Genomic DNA, 23554 nt, shown 5'->3' with positions numbered 1-23554 from the left:
TTCATGAAATCGGGTGTGTCGAGTCTGACGAGTCGACCAGCTTCCAGTCTTCCAGGCCCTCGTAGAGCGGGAACTCTCGGGCCAGGCGGGTGACCCGCTGGCGCAGGGCCGCGACGTCCGCCGAGGCACCGGCGGCCAGGGCGGTGGCGATGATGTCGGCGACCTCGGTGAACTCGGCGTCGCCGAATCCGCGGGTGGCCAGCGCCGAGGTCCCCACCCGCAGCCCTGAGGTCACCATCGGGGGGCGGGGGTCGTTGGGCACGGCGTTGCGGTTGACGGTGATGCCGACGTCGTGCAGCAGGTCCTCGGCCATCTTGCCGTCCAGCGGCGAATCACGCAGGTCGACCAGCACGAGATGCACATCGGTGCCGCCGCTGACCACCGACACACCGGCCGTGGCGACGTCGCCGGCCAGCAACCGCTCGGCGATGATCCGTGCGCCCGACAGCGTGCGTCGCTGGCGTTCGGCGAACTCCGGTGTGCTGGCGATCTTGAACGTGACGGCTTTGGCGGCGACCGCCTGCAGCAGTGGCCCGCCCTGCTGGCCGGGAAATACCGCGGAGTTGATCGCTTTGGCGAACTCCTGCTTGCCGAGGATCAGCCCGGACCGGGCACCGCCCAGCGTCTTGTGCACGGTGGTGGAGACCACGTGCGCGGGCGGCACCGGCGACGGGTGCAGGCCGGCCGCCACCAGCCCGGCGAAGTGGGCCATGTCCACCCACAGCTTGGCGCCGACCTCGTCGGCGATGGACCGGAACGCGGCGAAGTCCAGCGTGCGCGGATAGGCCGACCAGCCGGCGATGAGCACCTTGGGCCGAAACTCGCGCGCTCGCGCGCGCACCGCGTCCATGTCGATCAGGTGTGTTACCGGGTCGACGCCGTAGAACCCGGTCTCGTAGAGCTTGCCGGAGAAGTTCAGCCGCATCCCGTGGGTCAAATGCCCGCCGTTGGCCAGGTCCAGGCCGAGCAGCCGCTCCCCCGGCGTCATCAGCGCGTGCAGGATCGCGGCGTTGGCCTGCGCACCCGAATGCGGTTGCACGTTGGCGAATTCGGCGCCGAACAACACCTTGGCGCGGTCGCGGGCGATGTTTTCCACCGCGTCGACGTATTCGCAGCCGCCGTAGTAACGCCGGCCCGGCAGTCCTTCGGCGTATTTGTTGGTCAGCACGCTGCCCTGGGCCTGCAGCACCGAGCGCGGCGCGAAATTTTCCGACGCGATCATTTCCAGGGTGTCGCGCTGGCGGCCCAGTTCCTTGCCCAGCAGGTCGGCGATCTCAGGGTCGACCTCGGCCAGCGGGGCCGACATCAGGGAGGTGGCGGTGTCAGGAGCGGCGGTCACGCAGGCCAGTCTGACATGCGGAGCCGACGAATTGGGGGCTACGTCTTGCCCGGCCGCGGCCCTATAACGCCAACCCGGGGTAGAGCGGATTGGCGGCCAGCAGCTCGGCGGCCGCGGCGCGCACCCGCTGGGCGGTGCCGTCGGCCAGGGTGTACTTCGCCTTCGACGAGCCCTGCGGCGTCGTATTGGTCAGCACGTCGGTCACCAGCTCGGCGACCCGGTCGAAGTCGGCGGGCCCAAAGCCGCGGGTGGTCAGCGCAGGGGTGCCGAACCGGATGCCGCTGGTGTACCACGCGCCGTTGGGATCTGCGGGAACGGTGTTGCGGTTGGTGACGACGCCGGCGTCCAGTAGCGCCGATTCGGCCTGCCGCCCGGTCAGCCCGAACGACGTGACGTCCAGCAGCACGATGTGGTTGTCAGTGCCGCCGGTGACCAGCCGGGCGCCGCGGCGCAGGAACCCTTCGGCGAGGGCCTGGGCGTTGTCGGCGACCCGCTGGGCGTAGCTGGCGAACGCCGGCCGGCGGGCCTCGGCGAGCGCCACTGCCTTGGCGGCCATGACGTGCGGCAGCGGCCCACCCAGCACCATCGGGCAGCCCCGGTCGACGGCGTCGGCGTAGTCCGGCTGCGCCAGGATCAGCCCGCCGCGTGGTCCGCGCAGCGACTTGTGCGTGGTCGTGGTGGTGACGTGGGCGTGCGGCACCGGGTCCTCGTCGCCGGTGAACACCTTGCCCGCCACCAGCCCGGCGAAGTGGGCCATGTCGACCATCAGCGTGGCCCCGACCTCGTCGGCGATCTCACGCATCGTGGCGAAGTTGATCCGCCGCGGGTAGGCAGAGTATCCGGCGACCAGGATCAGCGGCTTGAATTCCCGTGCGGCCACGGCGACCGCGTCGTAATCCAGCAGCCCGGTTTGCGGGTCGGTGCCATAGCTGCGTTGATAAAACATCTTGCCGGAGATGTTGGGCCGGAAACCGTGGGTGAGGTGGCCCCCGGCGTCCAGCGACATTCCCAGCAGCCGCTGGCCGCCGAGCTTGTGCCGCAACGTTTCCCAGTCCGATTCGGAGAGGTCGTTGACGTGCTTGACGCCAGACTCGGCCAGGTCCGGCGCTTCGACCCGGGCGGCCAGGATCGCCCAGTAGGCAACGAGATTGGCGTCAATGCCGGAGTGGGGCTGGACGTAGGCGTACGGTGCGCCGAATAACTCGCGGGCATGCTCGGCGGCCACACTCTCGACGGTGTCGACGTTCTGGCAGCCGGCGTAGAAGCGGTGGCCGACGGTGCCCTCGGCGTACTTGTCGGACAACCAACTGCCCATAGCCAGCAGCACTGCCGGCGAGGCGTAGTTCTCGCTGGCGATCAGCTTGAGCGAATCACGTTGATCGGCAAGCTCTTTGCGTGTCGCGGCGGCGATGCGAGGTTCGACGGACTCGACGACCTGCAACGCGGCGCGGTAGGCGGCGCTGGCGGTGTCGGCATATTCGGCGCCAAGCGGTGGTGCTGGGGTGGCCGTTCCGGTCGAGTCAGCTGGCATGCAGCCGAACCTACTCTGTCCGCGACGGCCGTCGCGCTCGGCCGCGCTATCCGGTCGCCCCTGCCACTGCGGGCACGACGGCGGCTGCAAGACTGACAGTATGCCGCGGCTGAGCGAGCCGAGCCCGTATGTGGAGTTCGACCGAAGTCAGTGGCGTGCGCTGCGCATGTCGACGCCGCTGAAACTTACCGAGGAAGAGCTCGTCAAGCTGCGCGGTCTCGGGGAGAAGCTCGACCTGCTCGAAGTCGAAGAGGTCTACTTGCCGCTGGCCCGGCTGATCCACCTTCAGGTCGCCGCCCGTCAACGGCTGTTCGCGGCCACCGCGGAATTCCTCGGCGAGCCTCAGCAAAACCCTGATCGGCCGGTGCCGTTCATCATCGGGGTGGCGGGCAGCGTCGCGGTAGGCAAATCGACCACTGCCCGGGTGCTGCAGGCGCTGCTGGCGCGCTGGGAGCACCACCCACAGGTGGACTTGGTGACCACCGACGGCTTCCTCTACCCCAACGCCGAATTGGAACGGCGAAACCTCATGCACCGCAAAGGCTTCCCGGAGAGCTACGACCGCCGTGCGCTGATGCGCTTCGTTACTGCGGTCAAGTCCGGTGCGGAGTATGCGTGCGCGCCGGTGTATTCGCACCTGCTCTACGACATCGTCCCGGGCGCCAAGCAGGTGGTCCGCCACCCTGACATCTTGATCCTCGAGGGCCTCAACGTCCTGCAAACCGGGCCCACCCTGATGGTGTCGGACCTGTTCGATTTTTCGCTCTACGTCGATGCGCGCATCGAAGACATCGAGCAGTGGTATATCTCACGCTTCCTGGCCATGCGCACCACGGCGTTCGCCAACCCAGCGTCTCACTTCCACCACTATGCGCGGCTCAACGACCAGCAGGCGATCGCCGCCGCCCGGGAAATCTGGCGTTCGATCAACCGACCCAACCTGGTGGAGAACATCCTGCCCACCCGGCCGCGGGCCACGCTGGTGCTGCGCAAGGACGCCGATCACTCCATCAACCGGCTCCGGCTGCGCAAGCTGTAAGCCGGTGCGACACGGCGCCGGCCAGCGCAGGCCCCCGGCGGGCGGGGACTCAGGCCGGCAGCCGGCGCACTCCCAAGTACTGCAGCATCGCGAACAACGCGGTGTAGACGCCGCTGCCCAGGGTAGCGGCGGCACCGAACGCGGTCAACGGTAGCCAGCCGGCGGCCACCACAGCGATCACTGCCAGCGTGTACGCGATGTTGGCGACGACCACGCCGATGCCGGCGCGCCGCAGATCCGGCAGCGCTGCGAGGCTGAAGACAATCAGGCCGTAGAGCACGAAGCCCGCGCCCATGGCGTATTCGGCGGCGGAGCTGAGCCCGCTCAGCGACGAGAGCGGATCGGCAGCCGCCGCGACGATCAGCCCGGCGAGCCCGGTCAGGGTGGCGTCGACACGCATCGCGAAGCGCAATAACGAATCGGTCGAGTCGTACAGGGGCCGCGTTTGCAGAGAAGAGACAGCGGTCATGTCAAAGCTCCTTGCGACGTCGGTCGGGGGACACGGTTGAGCTTGCGGTCTAGTCGCTGCCAGATCGACACATGACACTGCCAAGCATTGCCATGCGCAAATCAACCTATGTCGAATACGGGGCTATTCCCGGCTTGGTTCAAATCCGGTCGCCGACCGGCACCCGCCCGCGCAGATCGGCGGCGATCAGCCTGGCCGCGGCGTTTTGCCAGTTGTGCAGCGAGCGCTGCGGCACCTCCGTGACCAGCCACTGCCAGGCCTGCCGGGCCGTCGGGTCCAAGCCAGCCGCGGTGGCGTTCTGCGCGTAAGCGCGCACGCCGACCACATACGGGAAGTACAACGAGTTGTAGTGACGCCACTGCTCGGTGGTGCCGAAATCGCCGCCGTCGCGGGGTTTGAGCCGGGCAATGTGCTCGGCAAGCAGGGCCCTGAGTTCGTTGGCCCGCTCCAATGGCTGGTCGGGCGCACCGCGGGCGGCCAGCCGCTCGCCGATGATGGGCAGCGCGGTCAACGGGCTGGCCACCAACTTCGACAGGTCGCCGTAGTGGGCGAGCGCGCGACGGGTAAGCCGGGCAAACGTGTCGTCGTCGACATCGTCAAGCGGGTCAGCCGCACGCAGCGGCAATGCCGCCTCGGTGCGCCGCAGTGTGGCCCGGTCGGCCCGCAGCGCCGGCGACCGCCAAAACGCCATCCGGTCGAGCAGCCCCGCCAGCGGGTCAGCTAGCACTTGGACGTCGATAGCGATCGCCAGGCTGGTGAACAGCAGCACCGTCAGCGCAGTCTGCTGGCCGGTCAACGCGATGCCAATCAGCACCTGACCGCCGAACAACGCTGCCGCGACGACGCTGCCGGCGAACGAGCGCAGCATGTCGGCGCGCAGCGCCTGGCCCTCGTCGAAGGCATCCCAAAGGGCAACGGCAAGGCCGAGCGCCAGCACGTCGCATCCGGTCGACGCGAGCGCCAGCCAGCTGGGCACCAACCCCAGCGGAATGATCAGGATCGCGTTGCCCAATGCGAAAAACAGCGTCGCGACGACCACCAGCCCCGCCACCGGCATCGGCTGGGCGGGCCGTACCAGGGCCTTGGCCATCGCCCCGAGGGTGGAAAGCGATATCACCGCGAACATCACCCAATGGCCAGCCCGCAGCGGCCCGTCGACGCTGCCCGCCATCGCCGCGCCGACCAGGGTCAGCGCCGCGACGCCGCCCACCAGCAGCACCTCGCCGGTGCGGGCCCGCCAGCTGTCGCACGGCCTGCCCAGCTCGATGAGCACGGCGAACCATGCGACGCCGGGAACAGTCGCCAGGTAGATCTCGACCTGGCTGAGTACGCTGCTGTGCGCCACCATGCGGATCGCTTCAAGCGCGACCACCGCGGCGAATCCGCACAGCCCGGTGGCCGCCAACACGAGCACAGGCTTGCGCGGGTCACGCGCCAGCAAATACGCCCCCAGCCACCAGCTCAGCGCGAACACCGCAGCCGACAGCGCAGCCATGGATCAAGTCTGGCACGGCCCACCGTCGTGCCATCGTGTCGATCGCGAGCGTCCGGGGACCAGCGCGACTTATCAGTGCTCGTATCTGTGCTGGGGCCAGCGCCACGTGTTCAACTGCCAGCCGCCAAGCGCAAACGCGACACCGCCGGCGAAGGCGAGCGCCCAGTTACCCGGCTCGCTCAGCGGCAACCAGCCATACCACGCCGTCGCCCACACGATTGGGGCAAAGACGACGTTGAACAGCCCGAAACTTTGCACCAGCCGGCGCGGCGTCGGACGGATCCGGTTCAGCCCGAACAGTAGGCAGACACCACCGACGAGGAACGTCACGCCACCGACGAGCAGCGCCGCCCGCGGCGCCCTCCACCAGTCAGCGAGCGGCCCGGACATGGTGGCGACGATCGCGCCCGCGACACTCCAGAAGGCCAGGTCGGCAAGGATCGACCGCCAGTGCGGGTCATCGGTTCGCCTGTGACTTTGTGAAACTAATTCGCCTGTCATGTGCCGATATTGCGGCCGCGAGCAGCGCCAACTGCAGACACGGCACTGCCAAATACTGCCAGCGCCGCCTCACATGCCGTAACGGCGATGACGCAGGCTGTAGTCGCGCAGCGCGCGCAGGAAGTCGACCCGGCGAAACGCCGGCCAATACGCCTCGGTGAACCACATCTCGGAGTAGGCGCTTTGCCACAACAGAAATCCCGACAGCCGCTGCTCCCCGGATGTGCGGATGACCAGGTCGGGGTCCGGTTGTCCTGAGGTGTAAAGGTTTTCGGAGATGGCCTCGACTGTGACCGCGTCGATCAGTTCCTCCGCGGTGGCTCCGTTGGCCAGCTCCTTGCTCAGCAGGGCGCGCACCGCGTCGACGATCTCTTGGCGTCCGCCGTAGGCGACCGCGACGTTGACGTGAAACCCACTGTTCGGGCGGGTGGAGTCGACGGCGTCGCGCAGCCGACGTGCCGTTTCCTCACCCACCAGCCCCAGGTCGCCCACGGTTCGCACGCTCCAGCGGTTGACCGGCGCGCAGATCTCCTCGACGACGTCGGTGATGATCTCGATGAGCGCGGCAAGCTCGTCGGGATCGCGTTGCAGGTTCTCGGTGGACAGCAGGTAGACGGTGGCCATCTCGATGCCGGCTTCTTGGCACCAGCGCAGCATCTCGGCGACCTTGGCCGCGCCCATCCGGTAGCCGTAGCTGACGTCGTCGTAGCCCGCGCTGCGCGCCCAGCGCCGGTTACCGTCGCACAACACGGCGATGTGGCGGGGCAGCGCGGATTTGGATGCCGCCAGGCCCTGCCGCAAGCGCAGCTCGTAGACGCGGTACAGCGGTTCCTTAAGGCGCGGCGGAATAATCTCCACGAGGCTCAAGACTAGTGCGGTCGCCAAGAATTATCGGCGATCTTGGCGCGCGGCACCCGAGGGTTCCTCGACATCCGCATTACTGTGGGCTACAAGCATGGTAGCGATCTTGATGAGGCAGGAAGGGAGATGAGGGCTTCGACCGGCGTGCGCGATGCTGCTTCCGGCCCGGCCGCTGCGGCCGGGCAATTCGTCGAGGGCGCGGTCAACGTCCTGGTCAAGCCGCGGTTCCGGGGCTGGATCCACGTCCACTCCGCGGTGGTGGCCATCGTCGCGGGTGCCACGTTGGTGGCGGTGTCGTGGCCGTTGGCGGGCACTGCGGCCGGGCTGGCGACGTTGACTTACACCGCGGCCATCGTGGCCATGTTCGCGGTCAGCGCCACCTACCACCGGATCCATTGGAACTCGGTGACCGCCCGGATATGGATGCGGCGGCTTGACCATTCGATGATCTTCGTGTTCATCGCCGGTAGCTATACGCCGTTCGCGGTGTGCGCCATGCCCACCCGCGAAGGGCAGCTGGTGCTCTGGATGGTGTGGGGCGGCGCGCTGGCCGGGATCGTCCTCAAGATGTGTTGGCCGACGGCGCCGCGCTGGGTCGGTGTGCCGCTGTATCTGATGCTGAGCTGGGTGGCGATCTGGTTCATCGGCCCGATCCTGCACGGCGCCGGGGTGGCCGCGATGGTGCTGCTCATCGTCGGCGGGGTGATCTACAGCCTCGGCGGGCTGTTCTACGGGCTGCGCTGGCCCGATCCGTGGCCGACGACATTCGGCTACCACGAGTTCTTCCACGCCTGCACCGCGTTGGCGGCGATTTGCCACTACATCGCGATGTGGTTCGCGGTCTTTTAGCCCGCGAACCCCGTGGCGAGCAGACGCAGAATCGCCCAAATCCCGCGGGATTTGGGCGATTCTGCGTCTGCTCGCCAGCTACAGCTGGGTGACGTTCTCCGCTGACCAGTAGGCCTTCATCGCCGTGACCTTGCCGTCTTCGTTGACCACCATCACGTCGATCGGTTCGATGACCACCCCGCCGTCGCCGGCCTTCACGGTCAGCCGGAACTGAAACGCCGCCTCGTTGCCCGCGATTCGCAGCGACACCAATTCGCAGTCCCGTTCTGCGCCCTCGACCGCCGAATAAAACCCGCGGATGGCCTGCCGACCGATGTGCACCTCGCCGCCGACGGGATCTTCGACGGTGGCGTCGTCGGCGTAGAGGTCGGCGATATCGTCGGCGCTGCCCTTGGCGACCAGGCTGATGTAGCGGTTGACGGTGTCGGCGATGACTTCAGCACTCGGCATGACAGGTCAGGCTACCGTGCCAGCGCGGCGGCCAGGTCCTCGGTGGTGGTGACCGGCAGGTCGCAGACCCGGCCCCGGCACACATAGGCCGCGTCGACGCCGTCGACCCGGTCGCGGCCGGTCAACAACTCCGACGAGTTCGCTTCCCCGCCAACCACGATCGCCCCGCCGGGTGCCAGCCGGCGCGCGTCGGCCAACAACGGGGACCGCGACGTCTGGCACGCCACCGCGATCTGCAGCGGCCCCCGCACCGCGGACTCGGCGACCGCCAGCCAATGCCCGGCCGAGCGCGGCACGCGGGCCAGCAGCGGCGAGTGCGCCCGCAGCGCGTCGGCCGCGGCCTGCCGATAACGCTCGGCGCGGTCACCACCGACCAGGTGCGCGGCGGTCAGCAGCGCTTCGGTGATCGACGAGGCCCCCGACGGCGTCGCACCATCGGTCGGGTCGGCGGGACGCGCCATCAGCTGCTCGGCATCGTCGGCGCTGTCGAACCAGCGGCCCGGCTGGTCGGGGTCGGCGAAGTGCGCCAAGGCAATGTCCAGCAGTTCGATAGCCGTCGCCAGCCACCCCGGGTCCCCGGTCAACTGGTGGAGCGTCAACAGCCCGGTCGCCAGCATGGCATGGTCTTCGAGAATGGCCGCGCTCTCGCCGACCTGCCCGCCCAGGCTGGCCCGTCGCAGCCGCCCGTCGACCAGATGCAGCCCGACCAGCGCCGCGGCGCATCGCCCCGCCGCGTCGGCCAACCCCGGATCATCCAGCGCCACACTGGCTTCCGAAAGTGCGGTAATGGCAAGCCCGTTCCAGGCGGTGACGATCTTGTCGTCGCGGTCCGGTTGGGGTCGGGTCGAACGCGCGGCCAGCAGCGCGGCGCGGACCCGTTCGAAGCGATCGGTGTCGTCGGGATCGGCCGGCAGCTGCAGCACCGAGGCCCCGGCCTCGAATGTGCCCGCCTCGGTCACACCGAAAACCGAAGCAGCCCAGTGCCCGTCGTCGTCACCCAGGACTTCGCGCAGCTGCCCCGGCGTCCACACGTAGGTCGAGCCCTCCCGACCGGCGGCATCGGCGTCTAGTGACGAGGTGAACATATTTCCGTCGGCCAGCTCATCGAGCATGAATTGGGCGGTCTCGCGGGAAACCCGGTGCGCCAGCGGGTTCCCGGTGCGCCGTGCCCAGTGCGCGTAAACCCGCAGCAGCAGCGCGTTGTCGTACAGCATTTTCTCGAAATGCGGTACCACCCAAGCATTGTCGACACTGTAGCGGGCGAAACCGCCGGCCAGCTGGTCGTAGATGCCGCCGCGGGCCATCGCGGTGCAGGTACGCTCCACCGCCTGCAGCGCGGCCGGCGATCCGGTTCGCTCGTGGTGCCGCAGCAACGCCTCCAGCAGCGCCGACGGCGGGAATTTCGGTGCGCCGCCGAAACCACCGTGCACGGTGTCCTCGTCGCGCAGCACGGCGGCGACGGCGTGATCGCAGAGTTCCGGCGTTACCTCCGGGCCGGCGGCGGGCAGTCCCGAAGACATCGCCCGCAGCTCGCGTGCGATGTGGTCGGCGGCCTGTTCGACTTCGTCACGGCGGTCGCGCCACGTGGCTGACACTGCGGAGAGCAGTTGTAAGAAAGTGTGTTTCGGGTAGTAGGTGCCGCAGAAAAAGGGCCTGCCGTCAGGGGTGAGGAAACACGTCATCGGCCAGCCGCCCTGCCCGGTGAGCGCGACGGTGGCGTTCATGTAGACGCCGTCGATGTCGGGCCGCTCCTCCCGGTCGACCTTGATGCAGACGAAGCCGGCGTTCATCGCGGCCGCCACCTCATCGTCCTCGAACGACTCGTGGGCCATCACATGACACCAGTGACAGGCCGCGTAGCCGACCGAGAGCAGGATCGGCACGTCACGTTCGGCGGCCTCGGCAAGAGCCTGCGGTGTCCACTGCTGCCAGTGCACGGGGTTGTCGGCGTGCTGGCGCAGATACGGGCTGGCTGCGCCGGCCAGGGTGTTGGCCGCGGGACTCATCGCCCGGTCCTAGCTGTCGGGCTCACGGGGCGGCCGCTTTTCATCCGTGGGCCGCTCGACGTCGCGCGTTCCTTCGTCGGCGGCCTGGTCGGGCTCGGGGTTGTCGCGGTCGAACGATTCGGGCACCTTCTTCAGTTGGCGGTTCATCGACCGGATCAAAAACACCGTGGCCAGCAGCAGCAGCACGATGACCAGCAGGCCCATCGGGCTGGCCTTGCCGAAATCCGGGCCGGTGTGGCGTGGTGCGTCGTCGGCCAGCACCACAATCGCGGAGAGCCAGACTTCGGACACTACTCGGCCTCGATTCCGGCGAACAGATCGGTCTCGGGAAGGCTGACCGGCACCCGCGAGCGCGCCAGCTCGAACTCCTCGGTCGGCCACAGCCGCTGCTGCCATTCGATCGGTGCGGCGAAGAAGTCGGCGTTGGGGTCGATCTGAGTGGCGTGGGCGCGCAGCGCGTCGTCGCGCTGGCTGAAATATGCCGAGCACTGCACGCGTGTCGTGACCCGGTCGGCTAAGACGTCGTGCTTGGCATCCCACAGCGCCAGCCACTTCTCGAATGGCCCTTCCTGACCGTGCCTGGCGAATTCGTCCTGCAGCACCTGCATCCGTTGCCGCAGGAACCCGTGGACGTAGTACAGCTTGGACACCGTCCACGGGTCCCCGGCGTCGCGGAAGCGGGCATAATCTCCGGCCGCTTCGTAGGCGGCGACCGATACCTGGTGGCACCGGATATGGTCGGGATGCGGGTAGCCGCCGTTCTCGTCGTAGGTGATCATCACGTGCGGGCGGAAATCCCGCACCACGCTTACCAACGCCTCGGTGGAAACCTCCAGCGGCACCAGCGCAAAGCAGTCCTCGGGCAGCGGGGGCGGCAGTTCGCCCTTAGGCAGACCGGAGTCGACAAAACCGAGCCAGGTGTGCTCGACGCCGAGGATTTCGGCGGCCTTGGCCATCTCGTCTCGCCGAATTTCGGCGATGCGTCCATGCACCTCGGGCAGGTCCATGGCGGGGTTGAGGATCTCGCCGCGTTCGCCGCCGGTCAGCGTCACCACCAGCACGCGATGACCCTCGTCCGCGTAGCGAGCGAGGGTCGCGGCGCCTTTGCTGGATTCGTCGTCGGGGTGGGCATGCACCGCCATCAATCGCAGTTGGCTCACCTGCTCTCTGTCTGTCAGCGGTTTGGCTGAGGTGCTCCTATAGTTCCAGTTCTAATCGTTCCATCCCGTCCACCCGGCCCCGAAACCCCACCACCAGACCCGCCACACCGACATGAGCGACGGCCGTATCCTGCGTCCCCAGACCCGCTATGGGCGTCCCCGGCTGTCCGGCTGGTCGCGCCGCGGTGTCGTCATCGTCTTGGCGTTGTTGGTGGTCGCCGCCGGTGTCCTCATCGCGGTCATCGGTTATCAGCGGTTGGGCAACCGCGACGTGACCGGCACACTGGCCGGCTACCGCCTGATCGACGACGAGACGGTGTCGGTGACGATCAACGTGACGCGCCCGGACCCGTCGCGTCCAGCTGAGTGCATCGTGCGAGCACGGTCGAAAGACGGCAGTGAGACGGGCCGGCGCGAAGTGCTGATCCCGCCGTCGGACCGGGTCACCGTGCAAGTGACGACGATCGTGAAATCCTTTCGGCCGCCGAGAATGGGCGACGTCTACGGTTGCGGCACCGATGTGCCCAGCTACCTGCGGCCCTCGTAACCACACTGCTGTTGCCGCATCGGAGCAAAGCGGCGGCCGTCCAAACCTGACTAGCGGACGGTGTGGCGGTGGTACCATGTTTGAGTACACGGTTCCCGCTGGGACCGTGTATTGCTGCATTAGCGCGACATACGCGGCACAGCGCGGCGCACGCGCGGTGAAGCCGCCTGCGCGGCAGCGAACCGAAAGCCTTGCCCACGCGAATATCGTGGAAACGACGACACAAGGAGCGCGACGAGATGACGGACACTCAGGTGACCTGGTTGACCCAGGAGTCACATGACCGGCTCAAGGCCGAGCTCGACCAACTGATCGCGAACCGTCCGGTCATCGCCGCGGAAATCAACGCCCGCCGCGAGGAGGGTGACCTCAGCGAAAACGGCGGGTATCACGCCGCTCGCGAGGAGCAGGGGCAGCAAGAGGCCCGCATCCGTCAGCTGCAGGACCTGCTGAGCAACGCCAAGGTCGAAGCGCCCACGCAGTCCGGGGTGGCGTTGCCGGGCTCGGTGGTGAAGGTCTACTACAACGACGACGAGTCCGACACCGAGACCTTCCTGATCGCCACCCGGCAGGAAGGACTTAACGACGGCAAGCTCGAGGTGTACTCACCGAATTCGCCGCTGGGCGCTGCCCTGCTGAACGCGAAGGTCGGCGAGAGCCGCACCTACAAGGTGCCCAACGGCAATACCGTCAAGGTGACATTGGTCAGTGCGGAGCCATACCGCGCCTAGAGCAAAGCGAGGGTCGGGGAACCGGGCGGTATCGCGGGCCCGCCATGGCGAGGATCGCCGAGGACTTGTTGTTGCTGCTGCTCGACAATGCGTCGGGACAGCCGGCGTTGGATCGGACACGGCGCGGACGCCTGCTGGCCGCCGCGGTGCTGCTGGATTTGGCGTACGCCTGCCGGATTCGCCCGGCGGTCGACGGCGACCCGGTACAAGCCCGACGACTGTTGGTGCTGACCGGTCCCGACCCGGGCGATCCGGTGGTCGCGCCGGCGCTGCAGCTGTTGCTGCGCCGCCCCTAAGCCCCGCCGCGGCGATAGCCAAACTGCGCCGCGAAACCCCGGCCATTGTGCTCTCGCAGCTCGAACGTGGCGGTCAAGTGCGGCGAGTCCAGTTATACGCCAAGGGATTCAAGCCGACGTATGGCTGGCGGTTGACTGACCGTGGCCGGGTCTCGCAAACACGCGCGGCTATAACGGCGGCGCTGTTCGACCGGCAGTGTCCCGATCCGGCGACGGCGACGATCATCTCGCTGCTGCACGCCGTCAACGGACTGGGCGCAGTGTTCAGCCTCGACCACCGCGGCTGGGTCTGGGTCCTCCACCGTGCCGGCGATATCGCCAGCGGCGGCTGGGTGAACGAATACGAGCCGGGCCTGCCCGAGGTCAACCTGGCGGTGACGACGGCGGCGATCCGCTCCGCGTTGACGTGACGCCCTCGCCCGGCGGTGGCGCGAGCACGCAACGCGCGGCGTGCAGCTAGCCCAGGGCTTGCTCGAGGTCGGCCAGCAGGTCGGCGACATCCTCGATGCCCACCGATAGCCGCACCAAGTCGTCGGGAACCTCGAGCTGCGAACCAGCCGTCGACGCATGTGTCATTGCGGCCGGATGCTCGATCAGTGACTCCACCCCTCCCAACGACTCGGCCAGAATGAACACTCTGGTGTTGACGCACAACTTCTCGGCTGCTTTGCGCCCGCCCCGCATCCGCACGGAGACCATCCCGCCGAAACCGCGCATCTGCCGCGCAGCGACCTGATGGCCAGGATGACTGGGCAGACCCGGATACAGCACAGTGCCGACCGCCGGATGCTCGGCGAGGAATTGCGCGACCGCCGCGCCGTTTTCGCTGTGCCGCTGCATCCGCAATACCAGCGTCTTCAGGCCGCGCAGTGTCAGGTATACGTCGAACGGGCCCGGCACTGCGCCGGCGCCGTTTTGCAGAAAGCCGAACGCCGCATCGAGCTCTTCGTCGTCGGTGACCAACGCACCGCCCACGACATCGGAGTGTCCTCCGATGTACTTGGTGGTCGAATGCAGCACAACGTCGGCGCCCAGCGCCAATGGCTGCTGCACCGCCGGTGAAGCAAACGTGTTGTCCACCAACACTTTTACTGAGCGCGGTCGCGCAATGTCGGCGATCGCCCCGATATCGGCGATCGATAGCAGCGGATTGGTCGGCGTTTCCACCCAGATCAGTCGGGTGCGCGGAGTGATCGCATCGCGCACCGCGTCGAGATCGGCAAGGGCTACCGGCGTGTAGTCCACACCCCATTCGGTGAAAACCTTGTCGATCAGCCGAAAAGTACCGCCGTAGGCGTCGTCGGGGATGACCACATGGTCGCCCGGGCGCAGCAACGCCCGCAACGCGCAGTCGGTGGCCGCCATCCCGGAACTGAACGCGCGGCAGAACCTGCCCTGCTCGACCGCGGCCAGCGCCGCTTCCAGCGCTGCTCGCGTTGGGTTACCGGATCGGGAGTAGTCGAATCCTCCGCGCAGGATGCCGACGCCGTCTTGCGCGAACGTGCTGCTGGTATTGATTGCAGGGTTGACCGCGCCGGTCAGAGGGTCCGGTGGGTAGCCGGCGTGAATGGCCCTGGTAGCGAGCCCGTGCACGCGACGCTTGTCGCCGTCACCGGAGGTGTTGCGCTGTTGGCTCATCGACGATCAGCCTAGTGAGGTCAACGAATCGCGGTCGCATGGACCGCTAGCGCAGTTTGCGACCGTGAGCGTCAGGAACCGCTCCGGTAAACATCATGATCGCGTCGACAAAGGCCCATATCGCGACCCCGAACAAGATGGGGAACCCGACGAAGACGATGGTCAGTATCAGACCAATAATGGTGAGCGCCAACTGAATTCCGCCAACTGCCACCGAACCGATGTAGAAGCGGCCGACACCGAGCATGCCGACAAACAACTGCAGGCAGCCAGCAGCGGCCGCTGACTTGTCGGACAACGGCAGTCCCGTGGCGGGATCACGCCCATATGGCGCTTGAGGATCGACCGCGTACCCGGGGTACCCGGAATAGCCGTACGGCTGACCGTAATAGCCCGGGTGCCAGGACGCCGGCGGCACGGCAGGGTTCGGAAAGCCGTACGGATTGGGCTCCCGCCATTCCGGCTGTTGGCCAGGTGGCCCAGGCGGTGTCGACATGTTACCGACGGTGTCCTTTGCTCTTGCTGTGCGATCCACGGATGGTCATCGCGCGTTCACGGTGTCGGTGGTGGCATGGTATCGGCCCGGGGTTCGCTCGGCAGGCAAACCGTCGACATGATCTTGTCGGCGATGGTTTGCCGCTTCGCGTCCCACAGCGGCAACAAATAGCCGATGTAGCAGATGATCGCGTCGATGAAATGCGCGAGTTGACGCGCGATGGACACCCCGAATCCGACTGGCTGGCCGGTATTTTCGCTTACCACCTTGAACTTCATCACCGTCTTGCCAATGCTTGAGCCGGTCATGCCCTGGCGGTAGCCGTAGTTCCAGATGAGGTAGGCCAAACCCACCAGCACCGCCAACCAGAACGTCGTCATACCCACCGCGGAATAGCTGCTGGCACAGACCTGGTCGACGGCGTATCGCGAGATGTCGGCGATGCATGCCGTCTGTTCCGTGCCAACCAGCACGAGCCAGCCGATAGCGATGATGATCGCGTAGGGGACGAAGTCGACGATGGAAGCCAGGACTCGGGTGCCCCACGAGGTGTAGGCGTGCGGTGGCAAACCGCGAATCACCGGGCCGGGCGGTGGCGGCACGAATCCCCCGGAAGGCGGTGGGGGCGGCGGGTACCCGCCACCGGGCGGCGAAGGCGGGTAGCCCCCTGGGGCGGGATGCTGCGGATCAGGGCCGCCGGGCGGCGGGGCGGGTTGGTCGGTCACGAGACGCCTTCCATGGACATGGGCTGACCTGCACTCGGCGGCATTACGGTACCCGACGAGCGATCCGCGCAAGCGGTCGTCGGCGACAGGGCGACCAGGAGGACCAACCTCTCCGTTGAATTACTAGCCGAGTTAATTTGCCTGACACCGATTTCGCTACCTACGCCGTGGACCCTCGGACAGGAAACCCAACAAGTCATGGCGGGTGATGACGCCGACCGGTTTGCCTTCTTCCACCACCATCAGCGCATCGGCGTCGCGCAGCGCCTTGGCTGCGGCGGTGATCAGCTCACCGGCTCCGATCATCGGCAGCGGCGGGCTCATATGCAGGCTGACCGCGTCGGCCAGCTTGGCGCGCCCTTCGAAAACGGCTGATAGCAGTTCGCGTTCAGACACGCTGCCGACGACCTCGCCGGCCATCACCGGCGGCTCGGCACCGACGACGGGCATCTGGGAAACCCCGTACTCGCGCAAGATGCCAATCGCGTCGCGGACGGTCTCCGATGGATGAGTGTGCACCAGGTCGGGCAGTGCGCCGGACTTTCCGCGCAACACGTCGCCGACGGTGGGTTGTTGCATCGAGCCGTCGAGGCGGCTGCGCAAAAAGCCGTAGGAGGACATCCACGCGTCGTTGAAGATCTTCGACATGTAACCGCGGCCGCCGTCGGGCAGCAGCACCACAATCAGCGCGTCCGGTCCGGCATCCTCAGCCACCTTCAAAGCGGCCACCACCGCCATCCCGCACGACCCGCCGACCAGCATGGCTTCCTCGCGAGCCAGCCGCCGGGTCATCTCGAACGAATCCGCGTCGGACACCGCGATCACCTCGTCGGGCACGGTCGGGTCATAGGCCGCCGGCCAGAAATCTTCGCCGACACCCTCGACCAGGTAAGGCCGTCCGGTCCCGCCCGAGTAGACCGACCCCTCCGGGTCCGCGCCGATCACCCGCACCGCTCCCCCGGACACCTCCTTGAGGTAACGGCCCGCGCCCGTAATCGTCCCGCCGGTGCCGATCCCGGCCACGAAGTGTGTGACCCTGCCGTCGGTGTCGGCCCAGATTTCCGGTCCAGTCGTCTCGTAATGGCTTGCCGGCCCGTCGGGATTCGCGTACTGGTCCGGCTTCCAGGCGCCGTCGATCTCGGTGACCAGCCGGTCGGACACGCTGTAGTAGCTGTCCGGGTGGTCGGGTGGCACCGCCGTCGGGCACACCACGACTTCGGCCCCGTAGGCCCGCAGCACGTTCTGCTTGTCCTCACTGACCTTGTCGGGGCAGACGAACACGCACTTGTATCCCCGCTGCTGGGCCACCATGGCCAGCGCGACACCCGTGTTGCCCGAGGTCGGTTCGACGATGGTGCCACCCGGTTTGAGTTGACCGCTGGCCTCGGCGGCGTCAATCATTTTGACCGCGATCCGGTCCTTGGCACTGCCCCCGGGGTTGAGGTACTCGACCTTGGCGACCACGGTCGCGGCCCCTGCCGGCACGACAGAATTCAGTCGGACCAGTGGTGTGTTGCCGATGAGCTCACTGATGTGCCCAGCAATCCGCATGCAGTCATCGTCTCAGGCGGTTTGGATGTGCACGCAACGGCTCGGCCGGGACGTCGACTCAGTCGGTGGCTTCGCGGATGTATTCGCCGATCTGGTGCAGCGAGCGCGTCGCCTCCGGTACCAGCGGGGCCGCGAGCTGGAAGTCGTGAACCTGCCCGGGCCAGATGCGCACCTCGGTCGGCACACCCACGGCGGCCAACCGCCGAGCCGCTAGTCGCGCGTCGTGCAGTAACACTTCGGAGCCGGACACGTGGATCAAGGTGCGCGGTAGTCCGGGTTCGAGTTCGTCCAGCGGCTCGCAGAGTTCTTCGGGCTTGCCATCGACGACGTGCCTGGCGGCTGCGCTGGCAACCAGCGCGACCAGCGCGTCAAATGTCCGCGACGCGAACATGGCGTCGGTCTTGATATTGGGATGTGCCTGCTTGGGTTCCTTGGCCAGCTGCAGCAGTGGCGAGATCGCGACCATGGCCGCCGGTTCCTCGCCGAGCTTCTGCAGCCGCTGCGCAAGTGCCAGCGCCAGATAGCCACCCGCTGAATCGCCTGCCAGCACGATCTGGTCGGGCTGATACCCACGCCGGCGCAGCCAACGGTACGCGTCGTGGCAGTCGTCGAGGGCCATTCCGACGGAGTGCTTGGGGATCAGCCGGTAGTTGACCACCAGGACGGGCGAATCCGCGTAGCGCGAGATCGCATTGACCACCCTGCTGTGCGAATTGGCCCCGCATGTCAAGAACGCGCCGCCGTGCAGGTAGAGCACCACCCGCCGCTTGCCGTCAGCAGGCAGCACCCCAGGTGCACGCACCAGTTGCGCTGTGGCGTGCGGCAAATCAATTGTGGTGCGGACGGTGACGGGCGCCGGCAGCAAGACCCGGCACGTGAAGTCGATCACACCGAACGGCCACCGCACATGCGGCGCACGGCTGCCGATCGCCAACACGGGACGGATCGTCAGCCGCGACGCGAGCCACAGCAGCCGGCCCGGCAAGCTGGGGCCGGTTTCAATGACTTCGACGGGAACGCCGTCGCTGACAGCAAATCGGCGCGGGAGTGGGCGGAGCGCGAGCGCTCCGCGCACAGATGGACCAGGTCGCGTATCTCGGGGCGATCCGGATACCTTGCTGGGTGCGGTCATGCTCAACACTTCCTACGCCGTTGTAGTGCGGTACAGCATGTCGACGAGGTAGCGGAGCGGCCGGTTCATCTTCGCCATCTTCGTGTGTACCCACCTGGGGCGCCCAGCTAACCTCGCAAACTTAGCTTGACACTCTTACTAACGTCAACAGTCAAAGAATCCGATTCGATACCACATCTGATCCGGGCTGTGATCGCCGCGGCCCGCGCTTCCCGGGTCGGCGGTCGGGAGCGCCTTAAACTAAGGACGTGGACATACGCGCGCCACGTCGATCGCTGATCGCGCTGGCCGCAGCGGGTGCACTCGCGTCGACCGGAACCGCCTACCTGGGCGCACGCAACCTGCTGATCGGCCAAGCGCGGCAGGCGCGCAGCGTCATTCCGAAAGCCTGGGATCCCCCGCCACGCGCTGACGGCGTGTACACCCCCGGCGGCGGGCCTGTCGAGCGGTGGCATCGTGGCGTGCTCTTCGACCTACACCTGATGGTTTTCGGTGATTCGACGGCGACCGGCTACGGCTGCCGGACCGCCGACGAAGTTCCCGGCGTGCTGCTTGCGCGTGCGCTTGCCGAACGCACCGGCAAACGGGTCCGACTGAGCACGAAGGCGATTGTGGGCGCCACCTCCAAAGGGCTGTCCGGCCAGGTTGACGCGATGTTCGTGGCCGGACCACCACCGGACGCGGCGGTGATCATGATCGGCGCCAACGACGTTACCGCCCTCAACGGCATCGGGCCTTCGGCGCGCCGGCTGGGCGCGGCCGTGTGGCGGTTGCGTGCCAGTGGTGCCGTCGTCGTCGTTGCCACCTGCCCCGACTTCGGAGTGATCACCGCGATCCCGCAGCCGCTGCGCTGGCTGGCGCGCACCCGCGGCCTGCGGCTGGCGCGCGCCCAGGCCGCCGCTGTTCGAGCTGCCGGAGGCGTGCCAGTGCCGCTGGCGGATCTGCTGGTGCCCCATTTCCGGCGCTCACCCGACGTGTTGTTCTCCGAAGACCGCTACCACCCCTCGGCGGCGGGTTATGCGCTCGTGGCCGATCAACTGCTGCCGGCGTTGTGTTCCGCCCTCGGCGAGTCGACGGGCGGGTTGGCGGCCGAGCTGCAGTCGACATCCGGTTCGGCGAGAACCGGTCTGGGTCGGGCCCGTCTTCGGATCGTGTCGCGGCTGTGGCGGCGGCCCACCACCGGTGTACCCGCACCCGTCGTCGTGCCGACCGGCGGCTAACCCCCAACCATGGCACGACTCCTCCTCAGGCCACTCCGCGGCCCGCATCGTCGTCGCGCTAGATTCGCTTTAGCCTGGCCAAGCAACGTAAGCCGGACCACTGGGATCCAACCCGCATCCGTTGGAGGGAGCCGATCGTGCCGGAAGCCGTCATCGTGTCAACTGCCCGCTCACCGATCGGCCGCGCCGCCAAGGGATCGCTGGTCAGCATGCGGCCCGACGACCTTGCCGCCCAGATGGTGCGCGCTGCACTCGACAAGGTACCCGCGCTGAACCCCCACCAGATCGACGACCTATTGATGGGCTGCGGGCAGCCGGGCGGTGAGTCCGGGTTCAACATCGCCCGTGTCGTCGCCGTACAGCTGGGTTATGACTTCCTGCCGGGCACCACCGTCAACCGCTACTGCTCGTCGTCGTTACAAACCACGCGGATGGCTTTTCATGCCATCAAAGCCGGCGAGGGCGACGCGTTCATCTCCGCCGGTGTGGAAACCGTGTCGCGATTCGGCAAAGGCACGTCGGACTCATGGCCGGACACCAAGAACCCGATTTTCGCCGAGGCTCAGCAACGTACCGCCGCAGCGGCCGAGTGCGCCGACGAATGGCATGATCCACGCGCCGACGGGGCATTGCCAGACATCTACATCGCGATGGGCCAGACCGCGGAAAACGTTGCTCTGCTGACCGGGATCAGCCGCGAAGACCAGGACCGCTGGGGCGTGCGCAGCCAGAATCGGGCCGAGGAGGCGATCAAGAGCGGGTTCTTCGAGCGCGAGATCGAGCCGGTCACCCTTCCCGATGGGACCACGGTCAGCGTCGATGACGGCCCCCGGCCGGGCACCACCTACGAAAAGGTGAGCCAGCTCAAACCGGTGTTTCGGCCCAACGGCACCGTCACCGCAGGCAACGCCTGCCCGCTCAACGACGGCGCCGCCGCCGTCGTCATCACCAGCGACACCAAAGCCAAGGAGCTCGGGCTCAAACCCCTGGCTCGTATCGTGGCCACCGGGGTAAGCGCGCTTTCACCGGAGATCATGGGCTTGGGGCCCATCGAAGCCACCAAGAAAGCCCTGGCCAATGCCCGAATGTCGCTGCGCGACATCGACCTGTTCGAGATCAACGAAGCCTTCGCGGTCCAGGTGATCGGCTCGGCTCGCGAGCTGGGTATCGACGAGGACAAGCTCAACGTCTCCGGCGGGGCGATCGCGCTGGGCCACCCGTTCGGCATGACCGGCGCGCGCATCACCGCCACGCTGTTGAACAACCTGCAGACCTACGACAAGACACTCGGCCTGGAAACCATGTGCGTCGGCGGCGGCCAGGGCATGGCAATGATCATCGAGCGGCTCAGCTGACGGCCGCAGCGACCCGCGCACAGCAAGACCGGCACGTCGCTTGGCGTGCCGGTCTTGCGTGGTAACGGCTAGTCGTTCTGCAGGTAACTGAGCAGACGCAGGATCTCGATGTAGAGCCAGACCAGGGTCACGGTCAAGCCGAGCGCGATGCCCCACGCGGCCTTTTCCGGCGCCCCGGCGCGCACCATCTGGTCCGCCGCGTCGAAGTCGATGAGGAAGCTGAACGCCGCGAGACCGATGCAGACCAGCGAGAAGATGATCGCCAATGGTCCGCCGCTGCGCAGGCCCAGGCCCTCACCGTGGCCGACACCGAACATTCCCAGAACGAGGTTGCCGATCATCAGGGCCAGCACGCCGAATAACCCGGCAACGATCATGCGGGTGAATTTCGGGGTGACCCGGATGGCGCCGGTTTTGTAAACCACAAGCATGCCGAAGAACACCCCGAGGGTGCCCAGAATCGCCTGTCCGATCAGCGCTCCGGCGCTGGTGGACGATACCGCGATGTTGGCCAGCACAAACGAGATGGCACCGAGGAACAGACCCTCCAGTGCGGCGTAGGTCAGCACGATCCCCGGGTTGTCCTGTTTGCGCCCCAGGGTGGCGATCAGCACCAGGGCCAATCCGCCGAACCCGCCGATGAAGGTGAATGGCGCGGCCCATGCAAGGTTGGCCGCCACCATGAAGTACGAAGCAATCGCAACGGCCGACAGCACCGCCAGCGTCACACCGGTCTTGGTTACGACGTCGTCAATAGTCAGCGGACGGGAAACACCGGTCCGCTGGTCGTACGGAGCCACATAGGGGTCCGTCTGGTACCCGTACTGTGTTGCGGCGCCGGCAGCGCCAGTGCCGAACTGCGCGTATCCGCCCCGCTGCTTCGGCAAGGAACGAAATACCGGGTTGCTAGTCTCCCGCACCGTCGGATCCTCTCTTGAGCTGTGGCTTCGAGCTGTGCGAACACCTGGACAACGATCAGCGGTTCGACCGGGTTCCCTGGCTGGGATGTCCTGACGTCGCTGTCCAGCTAAACCTTACCCGCGGGCGCCCCGTCGAGGGCAACGATCTAGATTGCTGATCAGTCTTGGCGTGCATGAAGCGACACGAGGGGAGACCACGCGCGTGACGGGCGAATCCGACGAGATCTTGACCCGCATCGACGACGGTGTCGGCATCGTGACCCTCAACCGCCCCAAGGCGATCAACTCGCTGACCCAGACCATGGTCAACGCGTTTAGCGCAGTTCTCAGCGAATGGGAACACGACGACGCTGTGCGCAGCGTCGTTCTGGAAGGGGCTGGCGAGCGGGGGTTGTGCGCCGGCGGCGATGTTGTGGCGATCTACCACAGTGCCCGCGCCGATGGCGTTGCGGCACGGCGGTTCTGGCGCGACGAGTACCTGCTCGACGCGCAGATCGGCCGCTTCGCCAAGCCGTATGTGTCGCTGATGGACGGCATCGTGATGGGCGGTGGTGTCGGGGTGGGCGCGCACGCCAACACCCGGGTGGTGACCGACACGACGAAAATGGCGATGCCGGAGGTGGGCATCGGGTTCATTCCCGACGTCGGCGGCACGTACCTGCTGTCGCGGGCGCCGGGATCGCTGGGCCTGCACGCCGCACTGACCGGCGCGCCGTTTTCCGGCGCCGACGCCATCGCAATGGGATTCGCCGACCACTACGTGCCGCACGCCATGCTGGGCGCGTTCACCCGCGCGATCGTCACCGACGGCGTCGAACAGGCGCTCGCCGACCATGCCGTCGAACCACCACCCAGCAGCCTTGCAGCCCAGCAGGATTGGATCGACGAGTGTTATGCCGGCGACACCGTCGCCGACATCGTCGCTGCGCTGCGCGGCCATGAGGCCGCAGCCGCCAACGACGCCGCCGAGCTGATCGCCACCCGCTCGCCCATCGCGCTGTCGGTGACATTGGAGGCGGTGCGCCGCGCGGCAAAACTGGACACGCTCGAGGACGTTTTGGTTCAGGACTACCGGGTGTCGTGCGCTGCGCTGCGCTCGCACGATCTGATCGAAGGCATCCGCGCCCAACTGATCGACAAAGACCGCAGCCCGAAGTGGTCACCCGCGTCGCTCGATGAGGTCAATCCAGCCGACGTTGACGCCTACTTCGCACCCGTCGACGACGATCTGAAGTTCTAGAAA

At 67.0% G+C, this 23554-nt stretch carries 23 protein-coding genes and 1 pseudogene; 8 read left to right on the top strand and 16 right to left on the bottom strand.

The window, feature by feature from the left end; all coding sequences use genetic code 11:
• Window position 1: 1 nt before the first annotated feature.
• Window positions 2-1306, bottom strand: coding sequence for a serine hydroxymethyltransferase (glyA, locus tag MYXE_RS06655; protein WP_039890007.1), 1305 nt, complete (start codon window positions 1304-1306; stop codon window positions 2-4).
• A gap of 94 nt (window positions 1307-1400) precedes the next feature.
• Window positions 1401-2870 carry a glycine hydroxymethyltransferase gene (locus MYXE_RS06650; RefSeq protein WP_085194120.1) on the bottom strand — a complete coding sequence of 490 codons (1470 nt, stop codon included), beginning with the start codon at window positions 2868-2870 and terminating at the stop codon, window positions 1401-1403.
• Between the two features lie 100 nt (window positions 2871-2970).
• On the opposite strand from MYXE_RS06650, the gene coaA reads away from it, so the two are divergent.
• Window positions 2971-3909 (top strand): type I pantothenate kinase, encoded by a 939-nt coding sequence (coaA, locus tag MYXE_RS06645; protein WP_085194122.1) that lies wholly within the window; start codon window positions 2971-2973, stop codon window positions 3907-3909.
• A gap of 49 nt (window positions 3910-3958) precedes the next feature.
• Here the strand turns inward: coaA and MYXE_RS06640 are convergent, their stop codons facing one another.
• The 4 genes from MYXE_RS06640 to MYXE_RS06625 form a co-directional block, all read right to left on the bottom strand.
• Window positions 3959-4378, bottom strand: coding sequence for a hypothetical protein (locus MYXE_RS06640; RefSeq protein ID WP_003920560.1), 420 nt, complete (start codon window positions 4376-4378; stop codon window positions 3959-3961).
• Between the two features lie 139 nt (window positions 4379-4517).
• Window positions 4518-5873 carry a hypothetical protein gene (locus MYXE_RS06635; protein ID WP_085194124.1) on the bottom strand — a complete coding sequence of 452 codons (1356 nt, stop codon included), beginning with the start codon at window positions 5871-5873 and terminating at the stop codon, window positions 4518-4520.
• A gap of 72 nt (window positions 5874-5945) precedes the next feature.
• The gene (locus MYXE_RS06630; RefSeq protein WP_085194126.1) at window positions 5946-6374 is read right to left on the bottom strand and encodes a hypothetical protein; all 429 of its coding nucleotides are present in this window, start codon (window positions 6372-6374) and stop codon (window positions 5946-5948) included.
• Window positions 6375-6443: 69 nt separating this feature from the next.
• Window positions 6444-7232, bottom strand: coding sequence for a (2Z,6E)-farnesyl diphosphate synthase (locus tag MYXE_RS06625; RefSeq protein ID WP_085194128.1), 789 nt, complete (start codon window positions 7230-7232; stop codon window positions 6444-6446).
• 129 nt (window positions 7233-7361) lie between these two features.
• On the opposite strand from MYXE_RS06625, the gene trhA reads away from it, so the two are divergent.
• Window positions 7362-8084 (top strand): PAQR family membrane homeostasis protein TrhA, encoded by a 723-nt coding sequence (gene trhA, locus MYXE_RS06620; protein WP_081485313.1) that lies wholly within the window; start codon window positions 7362-7364, stop codon window positions 8082-8084.
• Between the two features lie 78 nt (window positions 8085-8162).
• Here trhA and MYXE_RS06615 read toward each other — a convergent pair whose 3' ends face one another.
• Genes MYXE_RS06615 through mca form a run of 4 tightly spaced genes read right to left on the bottom strand, consistent with a single transcriptional unit; the run spans window position 8163 to window position 11700 of the window.
• A complete protein-coding gene (locus MYXE_RS06615) occupies window positions 8163-8534 on the bottom strand; it encodes a nuclear transport factor 2 family protein (protein ID WP_003920566.1) in 372 nt (123 codons plus the stop codon).
• A gap of 11 nt (window positions 8535-8545) precedes the next feature.
• The gene (locus tag MYXE_RS06610; protein WP_003920567.1) at window positions 8546-10540 is read right to left on the bottom strand and encodes a thioredoxin domain-containing protein; all 1995 of its coding nucleotides are present in this window, start codon (window positions 10538-10540) and stop codon (window positions 8546-8548) included.
• A gap of 9 nt (window positions 10541-10549) precedes the next feature.
• On the bottom strand, window positions 10550-10831 hold the full coding sequence (locus tag MYXE_RS06605; protein WP_085196977.1) for a hypothetical protein: 282 nt from the start codon (window positions 10829-10831) through the stop codon (window positions 10550-10552).
• On the bottom strand, window positions 10831-11700 hold the full coding sequence (mca, locus tag MYXE_RS06600) for a mycothiol conjugate amidase Mca (protein ID WP_085196975.1): 870 nt from the start codon (window positions 11698-11700) through the stop codon (window positions 10831-10833). Before mca ends, MYXE_RS06605 begins: the two co-directional genes overlap by 1 nt.
• Before the next feature lie 112 nt (window positions 11701-11812).
• Here mca and MYXE_RS06595 point away from each other — a divergent pair, with 112 nt between their 5' ends.
• From MYXE_RS06595 to MYXE_RS06585, 3 genes and pseudogenes are all read left to right on the top strand, one after another.
• A complete protein-coding gene (locus MYXE_RS06595) occupies window positions 11813-12247 on the top strand; it encodes a DUF4307 domain-containing protein (protein WP_085196973.1) in 435 nt (144 codons plus the stop codon).
• A 239-nt stretch (window positions 12248-12486) separates the two neighbouring features.
• Window positions 12487-12978 (top strand): transcription elongation factor GreA, encoded by a 492-nt coding sequence (greA, locus tag MYXE_RS06590; RefSeq protein ID WP_003920572.1) that lies wholly within the window; start codon window positions 12487-12489, stop codon window positions 12976-12978.
• Between the two features lie 44 nt (window positions 12979-13022).
• Window positions 13023-13684, top strand: a pseudogene (locus tag MYXE_RS06585) (GOLPH3/VPS74 family protein).
• Window positions 13685-13730: 46 nt separating this feature from the next.
• Here the strand turns inward: MYXE_RS06585 and MYXE_RS06580 are convergent.
• From MYXE_RS06580 to MYXE_RS06560, 5 genes are all read right to left on the bottom strand, one after another.
• Entirely contained in the window at window positions 13731-14912 is a 1182-nt protein-coding gene (locus tag MYXE_RS06580; protein WP_003920574.1) for a cystathionine gamma-synthase, read from the bottom strand.
• 46 nt (window positions 14913-14958) lie between these two features.
• Window positions 14959-15408 (bottom strand): TM2 domain-containing protein, encoded by a 450-nt coding sequence (locus tag MYXE_RS06575; protein WP_085196969.1) that lies wholly within the window; start codon window positions 15406-15408, stop codon window positions 14959-14961.
• Window positions 15409-15464: 56 nt separating this feature from the next.
• Window positions 15465-16133: an RDD family protein gene (locus tag MYXE_RS06570; protein ID WP_332102223.1), complete on the bottom strand. Its 669-nt coding sequence runs from the start codon at window positions 16131-16133 to the stop codon at window positions 15465-15467.
• Window positions 16134-16289: 156 nt separating this feature from the next.
• On the bottom strand, window positions 16290-17684 hold the full coding sequence (locus MYXE_RS06565; RefSeq protein WP_085196967.1) for a cystathionine beta-synthase: 1395 nt from the start codon (window positions 17682-17684) through the stop codon (window positions 16290-16292).
• Between the two features lie 58 nt (window positions 17685-17742).
• Window positions 17743-18816 carry an alpha/beta hydrolase fold domain-containing protein gene (locus MYXE_RS06560; protein WP_085196979.1) on the bottom strand — a complete coding sequence of 358 codons (1074 nt, stop codon included), beginning with the start codon at window positions 18814-18816 and terminating at the stop codon, window positions 17743-17745.
• 248 nt (window positions 18817-19064) lie between these two features.
• Between MYXE_RS06560 and MYXE_RS06555 the strand changes: the two genes are divergently transcribed.
• Window positions 19065-20036, top strand: coding sequence for an SGNH/GDSL hydrolase family protein (locus MYXE_RS06555; protein ID WP_085196965.1), 972 nt, complete (start codon window positions 19065-19067; stop codon window positions 20034-20036).
• A 137-nt stretch (window positions 20037-20173) separates the two neighbouring features.
• Window positions 20174-21391, top strand: coding sequence for an acetyl-CoA C-acetyltransferase (locus MYXE_RS06550; protein WP_085196963.1), 1218 nt, complete (start codon window positions 20174-20176; stop codon window positions 21389-21391).
• 68 nt (window positions 21392-21459) lie between these two features.
• Here the strand turns inward: MYXE_RS06550 and MYXE_RS06545 are convergent, their stop codons facing one another.
• Window positions 21460-22311: a Bax inhibitor-1/YccA family protein gene (locus MYXE_RS06545; protein ID WP_003920582.1), complete on the bottom strand. Its 852-nt coding sequence runs from the start codon at window positions 22309-22311 to the stop codon at window positions 21460-21462.
• Between the two features lie 202 nt (window positions 22312-22513).
• Here MYXE_RS06545 and MYXE_RS06540 point away from each other — a divergent pair, with 202 nt between their 5' ends.
• Entirely contained in the window at window positions 22514-23551 is a 1038-nt protein-coding gene (locus MYXE_RS06540; protein WP_003920583.1) for an enoyl-CoA hydratase/isomerase family protein, read from the top strand.
• Window positions 23552-23554: the final 3 nt, after the last annotated feature.

The sequence above is a fragment of the Mycobacterium xenopi genome (assembly GCF_009936235.1).
Classification (GTDB): domain Bacteria; phylum Actinomycetota; class Actinomycetes; order Mycobacteriales; family Mycobacteriaceae; genus Mycobacterium; species Mycobacterium xenopi.
Note: the sequence above shows the minus strand (reverse complement) of the source record. Positions and strands in the feature narration are given on the sequence as shown.